Below are 9,310 nucleotides of genomic sequence, written 5' to 3' on the forward strand. Positions count from 1 at the left end.
CTGGCCCTGGAGACCCAGCGCGCCCTGTGGCCGCATGGCCTGGACCTGCTGGTCTACACCAACCCCACCTTCGAGCTCCCCCAGGTGCTGCGGGCTGCCCTGGCCCTGGGGGTGGAGGGGGTTATCCTGGTCTCCAGCCACTACAGCCAGCGCGAGCTGGAGGGCCTGGGGGCCTTTCCCCTGACCTTCGTGGCGGTGGGCCATGCCTGGGGGCCCCTGCCCATAGACCGGGTCAGCTTCGACGACCGGGCCGCCGCCCGCGAGGCCACCTTGGCCCTGGGCCGCGCCGGGCACCTGCCGGTGGCCCACCTGAGCGGGCCGGGGAGCTCGCCCACGGCGCAGGCCCGGCTGGCGGGGTACCTGGAGGGGGTGGGCCAGCTGGGGCAGGAGCCCCTGGTCTTCGAGGGGAACTTCCGCGTGGAGGGCAACCAGGCGGCCATCGGGGCGATGCTGGCCGGAGGCCCCCGGGGGGTGTTGGCGGGCAACGACCTCCTGGCCCTGGCCGTCCTACGCCAGGCCCTGGCCCTCGGCCTCCGCCTGCCGCAGGAGCTGACCCTGGTGGGCTTCGACGACATCCCTGCGGCCTCCTGGGTGTACCCGGCCCTCTCGAGCATCCGCCGGCCCCCTTCCCGCTCGGCTGAGGCCGCGGTGCGGCTGCTGCTGCGCCGAAGGGAGGGGTACGCCGGCCCGCCCGAGACCCTGCTCCTGCCCGCCGAGCTGGTGGTGCGGGACACCGGGCCCCTTTGCTAAAACGTTTGACCAGCCCCTGACAGCCCCCGCCTAGACTTCCCCCAGGAGGCCGGGAGATGGAGCTGGTGGCGGAGAACCTGGGGGTGCGCTTCGGGGAGCAGTGGGCCCTGCGCGGGGTCTCCCTGCGGCTGTTCGAGCGGGCCGAGCCCCAGGTGGTGGCCCTGGTGGGCCCCTCGGGGGCCGGGAAGTCCACCTTTATCCGCGTGGTCAAGGGCCTGCTGGCCCCCACCGAGGGGCGGCTCCGGCTGGGGCCCTGGGTGCTGCCGGGGGCCCCCCTCGGGGCGGTGCGCCGGGCGAGCGGGATGATCTTCCAGCAGTTTCAGCTGGTCGAGCGGCTGACCGCGCTGGAGAACGTGCTGCTGGGCCGGCTGCCCCACCTGTCCGCCGCGGATGCCCTGCTGCGCCGCTTCTCCCGCGGGGACCTCGAGCTCGCCCGCTACCTGCTGGAGCGGGTGGGGATGCTGGAGCACGCCTGGAAGCGGGCCGACCAGCTCTCGGGGGGGCAGCGCCAGCGGGTGGGCATCGCCCGCGCGCTGGCCCAGGAGCCCGCGCTCATCCTGGCCGACGAGCCCATCTCGGCCCTCGACCCCAAGAACGCCGCGGCGGTGATGGAGCTCCTGCTGGAGCTCGTGCAGGAGCGGCGGGTACCGCTGCTCATCACCCTGCACCACCTCGAGCTGGTGCGCGCCTACGCCCACAGGGTGGTGGCCTTCCGCGGGGGGGAGGTCTTCTTTGCGGGCAGCAGCAGCGCTTTCGACCGGGGGCTGGAGCAGGCCCTCTACTTCGGAGAAGGCTCGGAAGCGGGCGAGGAGGCCCGCTTGAGCGCATAGGAGGTGCTGGATGAAGCGTAGGTTGTTGTTGGCCATCCTTCTGGCCGGTCTGGCTGGCCTGGCCCTGGCCCAGCGGGCGGGCTGGCCGCGCGAGCTGGTGATCGCCGAGGTGCCCATCGAGAGCGCCGCCGACTACACCGCTCGCTACAAGCCCTTCACCGATTACCTGCAGGCCCGCCTGGGCATCCCGGTGCGGCTCTTCCTGGCCACCGACTACACCGCGGTGCAGATCGCCCAGGCCCAGGGGCAGGTGCACGTGGCCTTCTACGGCCCGGGCTCCTACGTGGACGCCATCGAGAAGGCCAAGGCGCCCATCGAGGCCTTCGTAAAGGAGGACAGCATCCGCTCGGGCCTGGTCTACCACAGCCTGATCATCTCCAAGAAAGGCAGCGGCATCCGCACCCTGCAGGACGCCCGGGGCAAGGACTTCGCCTTCGTGGACCCCGAGAGCACCTCGGGGTACAAGGTGCCCACCGCCTTCTTCTGCCTCGAGGCCAAGATCAAGCCGCGGGAGTTCTTCCGCCGGGTCACCTTCGCCGGCACCCACGAGAACGTGATCCTGGGGGTCTACAACGGCACCATCCCGGTGGGGGCTACCTGGGATACCGGCATCGCCATCGCCGCCAACAAGGGCCAGATCAAGGGCCTGGAGGACTTCGAGGTGATCTGGCGTTCCGATCCCATCGCGGCCTCCCCCTGGGCCTGGCGCACCGACCTGCCCCAGGACCTGCGCGAGGCCCTGCGCCGGGCCTTCCTCGAGTTCAAGGACACCCCTGAGGGCAAGAGGTGGCTCGAGGCCCGCGGCCTCAAGGGCTTCGCCCCGGCCAGCGACAAGGACTACGATCCCTTCCGCAAGGTCAACGATGCCATCAAGCGCCCCGAGTGCCAGTAGCCCGGGCCTGCCCCCCGTACCCGAGGCCCTGCGCCGCCGCAAGCGCACGGTGCTCCTCCTGTACGGGGGGATTGCCCTGGCCCTGGCCCTCTCGGCCGGGTTCACCGAGGCCAACCCCCTCCGGTTGGCGGAGTCCATCGGCAAGAGCCTGGCCTTCAGCGCCCGCTTCCTGCCCCCTAGCCTAGACCTGCTGCCCCAGTTTCTGCGCTCCTTGGGGGAGACCATCATCATGGGCTTCTGGGGCAGCGTGCTGGCCACCTTCCTGGCGGTGCCGCTGGCCTTCCTGGGGGCGCGCAACGTGGTGGGGGGAGGGGCGGTCTACTACCTGGCCCGCGGGGCGATGGACGTTCTGCGGGGCCTGAACGAGCTGGTGCTGGCCCTCGTCTTCGTGGCCGCGCTGGGCCTGGGGCCTCTTCCCGGCATCCTGGCCCTGACCCTGCACACCGCAGGGGTGGTGGGGAAGCTCCTCTCCGAGGCCATCGAGACCGTGGACCCGGGCCAGGTGGAGGCGGTGCGGGCCACGGGCGCGCACCCGCTGGCGGTGATCCTCTACGGCATCTGGCCCCAGGTGGCCCCCCACTTCACCTCCTACACCCTCTACCACTTCGAGGTCAACGTGCGCTCGGCCACGGTGCTGGGCCTGGTGGGGGCGGGGGGCATCGGCTTTGACCTGATGCAGACGGTGCGCTCCTTCCGCTTCCAGGACGCGGCCACGGTGATCCTGCTCATCGTGGCGGCGGTGTTCGTGATCGACAAGCTCTCCGCCCGGCTGCGGCGGGCCTTGGTGTAACGATGGACGATTTAGAGGTGCTCTCCTGGCTGACCCGGGCGGAGGCCCGCGCCCTGCGCGCCCTGGCGCGGAGGCTCAGGCCCCAGCTGGGGGCCGCGCGGCTGCTCCGGCGGCGGGTGGGGCTGGCCCTGCTCCCCTACCAGGCCGAGGGGACCCGCTTCGTGCTGGGGGAGGCCCTGGTGAGCGAGGTCTGGCTGCGCCTGCCGCGCCACCGGGTCGAGGGGTACGGGGCGGTGCTGGGGGAGGACCTGGGGAAGGCCCAGGCCCTGGCCCTGCTGGACGCTGCCCTGGCGGCAGGGGTGGGCCGGGGGGAGATCCTCGCCCTGGCCGAGGGGGTCCGCCAGGGCTGGCAGGCCGCGCGGGCGCGGCTGCTGCGGCAGGTCGAGGCCACCCGGCTGGAGGTGGAGACCCTGTGACCCCCGCCTACACCCCCGCCGAGCGCCGCGCCCGGGAGACCTTCCTGGCCCTGCTGCGGGCGCTGAGCTTCCCCGGCCTCCTCCAGCCCCTGCCCGCGCGCGGCCTGGAGGAGGCCCTGCAGGCCATCGGGGAGGCGCTTCTGGATGAGGGGGTGGGCCTCTACGCCCCGGGGCCGCTGCTCCAGCGGCTCCGCCCCACCGGGGTGCGCCCCCGCCCCTGGCGGGAGGCCGACTACCTGCTGCTCCCCCGCCTGGAGGGAGAGCACCTGGCCTGGCTGGGGGAGCTCAGGCGGGGGAGCCTGCTGGAGCCCGAGCGCTCGGCCACCCTGGTGGTGGGGGCCAGGCTCGGGCAGGGGCTCTCCCTCGTCCTGGAGGGGCCCGGGGTGGAGGGCAGCCGGCAGGTGCGGCTTGGGGGTCTTCCCCCGGCCTTCTTCGCCGAGCGGGCCCGGCTCATGGAGTACCCCTTGGGCTTCGAGGTCTTCCTCACCGATGGCCAGCGGGTGCTGGGCCTGCCCCGCACCGTGCGGGCGGAGGTGCTATGAGCTACGTCACCGCGCGCGGGGGAGAGGAGGCCATCCGGGCCGCCGAGGCCCTCTACCGGAGCCTGCTGGGCCGCCTCACCCCGGCCTTCCACGAGCAGCTGGAGGCCCGGCTGCCCTACCTGCTCGACCGCCTGATGGGGGAGGGAGGGGTCTGGGCTCCCCGGCTGGCCGCCCTGGCGCTGGCCCAGACCGGGGGCGACCTCTACGAGGGGGTGCTCCTCCTGCGGGCCTACCGCACCACCCTGCCCCGGCTCTCCCCGGCCCTGGCGCTGAGCCGGGAGGAGCTCTGCCTGCTGCGCCGCATCTCGGCGGCCTTCAAGGCCATCCCGGAGGGCCAGGTGCTGGGCCCCACGCTGGACTACAGCCAGCGGCTCCTGCGCCTGGAGGCCCTCTACCGCGCCGAGGCCCCCCCTCCCCCGCCGGAGGCCGCCCGGCCGGCCCCGGAGCGCTACCCCTCGGTGAGCGGCTGGCTGCGGCGGAAAGGCCTGCTGCAGGCCCCTCGGGAGGCGGCGGAGGGCCTCCCCGACCTCACCACCGAGCCCCTGCGCTTCCCTGCCCCCCGCCCCCTTGCCCTGCAGGCCCTGGCCCGGGCCGATACCGGGGGGCTGCTGGCCCTGGGGTACAGCGGCATGCGGGCCTACAACGCCCACTACCACCCCACGGTGAGCGAGCTGGGCCTGGGCTACGCCGAGGTGCGCCTGCCCCACCCCGTGCGCGGAGGGGCCTTCGCCATCGGGGAGGTGCGGCTCTCCTTCGCCGAGGTGGTGGCCCCGGCCCAGCCCGGCGAGCCCTACCGCCTGGGCTTCGCCGCCACCTTGGGCTGGAACGAGGTCAAGGTGATCGCCGCAGCCCTCCTCGAGCTGGAGATGCAGCGGGAGGAGCCCCACCCGGCCCGCAGCCAGGAGTTCGTGCTCCTGCACACCGACCCGGTGGAGGCCTCGGGCTTCGCCCTGCACTACAAGCTGCCCCACTACGTGACCTTTCTCAGCAACCTCCTCGCCCACCAGGGCCAGCCGGAGGAGGTGGAGGATGCCTAGGCTGGGCTACAGCTACGCCTTCCTCGACCCCGGGGCCAAGCGGGAGCTCAGGCGCAGCCTGCTCAAGGCGGTGGCCCTGCCCGGCTACCAGGTGGCCTACGCCAGCCGGGAGATGCCCATCGCCCGGGGCTGGGGCACCGGGGCCCTGCAGGTCACCCTCTCCCTGGTGGGCCCTGAGGATGTGGTCAAGGTGATCGACCAGGGGGCCGACGACTCGGTGAACGCGGCCAACCTGCGCCGCTTCATCGCCTCCATGAGCGGGGCCCGCACCACCTGGGACACCCTGGAGGCCACCCTGATCCAAAGCCGCCACCGCATCCCCGAGGAGCGGCTCCGGCCCCACCAGATCCTCATCCTGCAGGTGCCCATCCCCGAGCCCCTGCGCCACGTGGAGCCCTCGGAGCCGCGGGCCCGGGAGCTCCACGCCCTGGCCGACTACAGCGCGCTCTGGGTGGGCCTCTTCGAGGAGACCCGGCGCTTCCGCCGCAGCCTCAAGGGGGCGGCCTACCCGGTCATGGTCCATGGCCGCTACGTGATGGACCCGAGCCCCATCCCCCGCTGGGACGTGCCCAAGCTCCACCAGGCCCCCCACCTGACCCTCCTCGCCGCGGGCCGGGAGAAGCGGCTCTACGCCGTGCCTCCCCACACGGAGGTGCGGCCGCTGGCCTTCCAGGACGTGCCCTTCCAGGTGGAGCGGGTCCGGGCGCGCTGCCGCAGGACCGGGGTGGGCCACCTCTTCCTCAACGCCATCCCCGGTGAGGGGGGCCTGGAGCACGAGCTCTCCGATACCAGCGTGCTGGAGAAGCTCAGGGCGGGGCGCGCGCTGGGGGAGACCTACTACGACCTTGAAGGGAGGTTCTACCGGGATGACGTCCCCGTATGAGGAGGCCCCGCTGCTGCGGCTGGAGGGGGTGCGCCAGGGCTACGGGGCCCGGGAGGTGCTCCGGGGGGTCTCCCTCGAGCTCTACCCGGGCGAGGTCCTGGGGGTGGTGGGGGAGTCGGGCTCGGGCAAGAGCACCCTGCTGCGGGTGCTCTACCTGGAGCTGCCCGCCGAGGGCCGCTACACCCTGGGCCAGCCGGGCCTGGAGGGGCTCAACCTGCTGGCCCTCGACCCCTACCGGCGGCTGGAGGTGCGGCAGCGGCACCTGGCGTTGGTGCGGCAGCACGCCCACGAGGCTTTGCGCATGGGCTTCTCCAGCCTCGCCAACGTGGCCGAGCCCCTCCTGCTGCTGGGGGAGCGCCGCTACGGGCAGGCCGCGACCCGGGCCCTCGCCGCCCTAGAGGAGGCCGACTTCCCCACCGAGCGGGCGGATGAGCCTCCCAGGGTGCTCTCGGGCGGCCTGCGCCAGCGGGTGCAGCTCGCCCGGGCCATCGCCGCCAGGCCCGCGGTGCTCCTGCTGGACGAGCCCACCACGGGGCTCGACCTCCTGGTGCAGGCCCGGGTGCTGGACACCCTGCGCGCCCTAAAGGGCCGGCTGGGGCTCTCCATGATCCTGGTGAGCCATGACCTGGGGGTGGTGCGGGCCCTGGCCGACCGCATCCTGGTACTGCTGGAGGGGGAGGTGGTGGAGGCCGGCCTGGCCGACCAGGTGCTGGAGGACCCCCAGCACCCCTACACCCAGGACCTGGTGCAGGCGAGGTTGTGAGCTATGATCCTCGAGGTCGCCGAGCTGGAGAAGCGCTTCTTCCTGCACCGCCTGGCCCGCGAGGTGGTGGCCTTCCGCGGGCTCAGCTTCCAGCTCGCCCCGGGGGCCTTCCTGCTCCTTGCGGGGCCCAACGGGGCGGGGAAGTCGAGCCTGCTGCGCTGCCTCTACCGCACCTACCGTCCCACCGCGGGCCGGATCCGCTACCGGAGCCTTCGGGGCTGGCTCGAGCTGGCCGCCGCCCCCGACCGCCTGGTGCTGGCCCTGAGGCGGGAGGAGCTCGGCTACGTGAGCCAGTTCCTGGACCCGCGCCCCCGCCAGACGGCGCTGGAGGTGGTGGCCGAGCCGCTTCTTTGGCAGGGGGTGGAGGAGTCGGTGGCGAGGCGCCGGGCTGCCGAGATGCTGGAGGCGGTGGGCCTGCGGCCCGAGCTGTGGGCGGCCTACCCCACCCCCGTCGCCGGAGGGGCGCGGCAGAAGGTGAACCTGGCCCGCTCCCTCATCCGGCCCTACCGCCTCCTGCTGCTGGACGAGCCCAGCGCCAGCCTGGACCAGGAGGCCCGGGCGGCCCTGCGGGCCTGGCTGGGGCGGCTCAAGCAGGAGGGCACCGCCATGATCGGCATCTTCCACCACCCGGAGGATGTGGCGGGCCTGGTGGACGCGACCCTGTTCCTGGAGGGCCCCTATGTGGCTGAGCCATCTGCGCCTGGTGCTGCCGGATAGGGTGGTGGGCCCCGGGGCGCTGCGGCTTGAGGCCGGCCGCATCGCCGAGGTGAGCCCGGAGCCCCGCGCCGACGCCGAGCTTAAGCTGCCCGGCCACCTCCTCCTGCCCGGGCTCGTGGACCTCCACGGGGACAGCCTGGAGCGGGCCCTGGAGCCCCGGCCGGGGGTGGTCCTCCCCCTCGAGCTGGCCCTCCCCGCCTGGGAGGCGGAGCAGCTCGCGGCCGGGATCACCACCGCCTACGCCGCGCTCTGCTTCTGGGAGGGGGCGGCGGGGGTGCGGGCGCTGGAGCATATGCAGAAGGTGGTGGAGGCCCTGGCCCAGGAGCGCTCCCGGCTCGACCTCGAGCTCCGCCTGCACCTGCGCTACGAGCTCTCCCGGCCCGGGGGGGAGGCCGCGGTGGCGGAGGCCTTGCGGAGGGGCTGGGCCCACCTCCTCTCCTTCATGGACCACACCCCAGGGCAGGGCCAGTTCAGGAGCCTGGAGGCCTACCTCCGCTACATGGTCCAGTGGCTCGGCCGCTCCCCCCAGGAGGTCGAGGCCCTCCTGCACGAGAGGGCGCAGGAGGAGGGCCTGGAGAGCGCCCTGCGCCTGGCCCAGCAGGCCCGCGCCCTGGGGGTGCCCCTGGCCTCCCACGACGACGACCAGCCCGAGCGGGTGGCCCTGATGCGGGGCCTGGGGGTGCGGATCAGCGAGTTCCCGGTGCGCCTGGAGGCGGCCCGGGCGGCTAAGGGGGCCGGCCTCTGGGTGCTGATGGGGGCCCCCAACCTGGTGCGGGGGGGCTCGCACAACGGCAACCTCTCCGCCCAGGAGGCCCTGGAGGCCGGAGCCCTGGATGCCCTGGCCAGCGACTACCTGCCGGCCTCGATGCTCCGGGCGGTCCACCGGCTCTACCGGGGCGGCTGGCCCCTCTGGCGGGCGGTGCGGCTGGTGAGCCTGCACCCGGCCCGGGCGGCGGGGCTCTGCGACCGGGGGGCGCTGGCGCCGGGCCTGCGGGCCGACCTGGTGCTCCTGCAGGAGGAGACCTGGCAGGTGCGGGGGGTGTTCGTGGCCGGGCGGCCGGTGTACCGCCGGGGGTGGTGAGGGGTATGGAGCCCAAGGTGCGGGAGGCAGCGGCTCAGGATGCGGAGGGGGTGCTGGAGCTCCTGCGGGCGCTGGGCCCGGAGGAGCTGCCGCCGGAGGAGGCCCGGGGGCTGCTGCAGCGCATCCAGTCCAGCGGGCTCGGCCGGGTGTACGTGCTCGAGCTGGAGGGCCGCCTGGTGGGCACCTTCACCCTCTGGGTGCTGCCCAACCTGGGGCATGGCGGGCGGCCCTTCGCCGTGCTGGAGTCGGTGGTGGTGGCCGAGGAGCTGCGGGGGCAGGGCCTGGGCCGCTTCCTCACCGCCTGGGCTGCCGGGGAGGCCAGGCGGCAGGGGGCCTACAAGCTGGCCCTCTCCAGCAGCCTTTCCCGGGAGGCCGCCCACCGCTTCTACCAGGCCCTGGGCTTCGAGGTCTACGGCATCAGTCTGAAGCTGGAGCTCTAGGCCACGCCCGCAGCAGCACCGCCCTGCGGCAGGGCTCCCGGGAGAGGCCCCCGGTTCACCGGGGGCGCGGACGCAGGGGTCCCGAGGTTCCCGTGGGCGGGGCGCCAGGAGGATCCGCCCCCCCTCCAGCCGGCACAGCGCCCCCACCGGGGAGAGGAGGGCGGCCGCG

At 73.9% G+C, this 9,310-nt stretch carries 12 protein-coding genes; all 12 read left to right on the plus strand.

What is annotated here, in order from left to right; genetic code table 11:
* Positions 1–750: LacI family DNA-binding transcriptional regulator (locus tag NZ849_RS00335; protein WP_295402892.1), on the plus strand; the 750-nt coding region annotated here is incomplete at its 5' end.
* Between the two features lie 56 nt (positions 751–806).
* Positions 807–1,580 carry a phosphonate ABC transporter ATP-binding protein gene (locus tag NZ849_RS00340; RefSeq protein ID WP_295402896.1) on the plus strand — a complete coding sequence of 258 codons (774 nt, stop codon included), beginning with the start codon at positions 807–809 and terminating at the stop codon, positions 1,578–1,580.
* 10 nt (positions 1,581–1,590) lie between these two features.
* On the plus strand, positions 1,591–2,472 hold the full coding sequence (gene phnD / locus NZ849_RS00345; protein ID WP_295402902.1) for a phosphonate ABC transporter substrate-binding protein: 882 nt from the start codon (positions 1,591–1,593) through the stop codon (positions 2,470–2,472).
* Complete coding sequence (gene phnE / locus NZ849_RS00350) at positions 2,444–3,262, plus strand: phosphonate ABC transporter, permease protein PhnE (RefSeq protein WP_295402906.1); 819 nt, start codon at positions 2,444–2,446, stop codon at positions 3,260–3,262. Before phnD ends, phnE begins: the two co-directional genes overlap by 29 nt.
* 2 nt (positions 3,263–3,264) lie before the next feature.
* A complete protein-coding gene (locus NZ849_RS00355; protein WP_295402910.1) occupies positions 3,265–3,678 on the plus strand; it encodes a phosphonate C-P lyase system protein PhnG in 414 nt (137 codons plus the stop codon).
* On the plus strand, positions 3,675–4,220 hold the full coding sequence (gene phnH / locus NZ849_RS00360) for a phosphonate C-P lyase system protein PhnH (RefSeq protein ID WP_295402914.1): 546 nt from the start codon (positions 3,675–3,677) through the stop codon (positions 4,218–4,220). The genes NZ849_RS00355 and phnH overlap by 4 nt, the downstream gene beginning before the upstream one ends.
* Positions 4,217–5,257, plus strand: coding sequence for a carbon-phosphorus lyase complex subunit PhnI (locus tag NZ849_RS00365; RefSeq protein WP_295402917.1), 1,041 nt, complete (start codon positions 4,217–4,219; stop codon positions 5,255–5,257). Before phnH ends, NZ849_RS00365 begins: the two co-directional genes overlap by 4 nt.
* Complete coding sequence (locus tag NZ849_RS00370; protein WP_295402919.1) at positions 5,250–6,140, plus strand: alpha-D-ribose 1-methylphosphonate 5-phosphate C-P-lyase PhnJ; 891 nt, start codon at positions 5,250–5,252, stop codon at positions 6,138–6,140. The genes NZ849_RS00365 and NZ849_RS00370 overlap by 8 nt, the downstream gene beginning before the upstream one ends.
* Positions 6,124–6,903: an ATP-binding cassette domain-containing protein gene (locus NZ849_RS00375; protein WP_295402922.1), complete on the plus strand. Its 780-nt coding sequence runs from the start codon at positions 6,124–6,126 to the stop codon at positions 6,901–6,903. Before NZ849_RS00370 ends, NZ849_RS00375 begins: the two co-directional genes overlap by 17 nt.
* 3 nt (positions 6,904–6,906) lie before the next feature.
* The gene (locus NZ849_RS00380; RefSeq protein ID WP_295402925.1) at positions 6,907–7,620 is read left to right on the plus strand and encodes a phosphonate C-P lyase system protein PhnL; all 714 of its coding nucleotides are present in this window, start codon (positions 6,907–6,909) and stop codon (positions 7,618–7,620) included.
* Positions 7,583–8,701, plus strand: coding sequence for an alpha-D-ribose 1-methylphosphonate 5-triphosphate diphosphatase (locus NZ849_RS00385; protein ID WP_295402928.1), 1,119 nt, complete (start codon positions 7,583–7,585; stop codon positions 8,699–8,701). Before NZ849_RS00380 ends, NZ849_RS00385 begins: the two co-directional genes overlap by 38 nt.
* A 5-nt stretch (positions 8,702–8,706) precedes the next feature.
* Positions 8,707–9,141: a GNAT family N-acetyltransferase gene (locus NZ849_RS00390; protein WP_295402931.1), complete on the plus strand. Its 435-nt coding sequence runs from the start codon at positions 8,707–8,709 to the stop codon at positions 9,139–9,141.
* The last annotated feature ends 169 nt before the right edge of the window (positions 9,142–9,310 follow it).

Source organism: Meiothermus sp., from assembly GCF_025060375.1.
Lineage (GTDB): Bacteria > Deinococcota > Deinococci > Deinococcales > Thermaceae > Meiothermus.